This is a genomic window from Dellaglioa sp. CoH-57-MRSF-20 (genome assembly GCF_056781955.1).
Genome location: NZ_JBXAXV010000013.1, coordinates 300 through 997, shown reverse-complemented (window position 1 = coordinate 997; position 698 = coordinate 300). Strand labels below are relative to the sequence as shown.

Here is a 698-nt window from a genome sequence, read left to right as displayed (position 1 = left end):
GTGGCAGTCGGACGCCAAGCTGGGCGCGGAAATGGCGCAGCAGGTGCAAGACAATCTGCGTGCTGCGTGTATTGAGCGCGTGTCGAGCCCGCCGGCTCTTGAGATGCTGCGGGCCGGCAGCGTCGTTGTACTGGAACAATATGTCGAGACGTTCGATTCCACGTGGTCGCAAGACCGTAATGGGATGAAAGCGACGCGCATCGCATGGGTCCAGCACATGATCCAACAATTGGAGGAATCGCGTGAAACTGCATAAACGTGTACTCGAATGCCAGAGCGCGTCCGTCGAGTTCGATTCGATGTTTCTTGCTATCGAACAGAAGTACAAGCTCACAGCCAGTGAAATGTTCATGATTCTCGCAGATAACATGCGACGTCTGGCTGGCTCGTGTGTGCGCAGTGAACGCGATTGTAACAAGGGGTGGACGGAGAACGAATTTTTCTCTACACTCCATTTTTATAGTTTCAGCAGTGGAGGTAGAGTAAGATGAGAAACATGATTCGGGCCGCTATATGCGGCTTTCTTCTGGGGATCGCGACGCTGCCCTCGATGGTTTCGGCCCCAGCCCCTGAGTTCGGTGCGCAGTATGTGCCGGGAGCGGGCGCGAAGCACAAACCTCGTTTCATGGTNGGTCCCGATGGCTCCGATCCCAATGACTTNGTTTCGTCGTTTGTGGCGTTCGGCCGTGAATACGGGT

The 698-nt window shown here is 55.2% G+C and carries 1 protein-coding gene; it reads left to right on the top strand.

What is annotated here, in order from left to right:
* On the top strand, positions 1 to 256 hold a 256-nt coding region (locus AC1RPN_RS07705), incomplete at its 5' end, for a hypothetical protein (RefSeq protein ID WP_481763636.1).
* Positions 257 to 698: the final 442 nt, after the last annotated feature.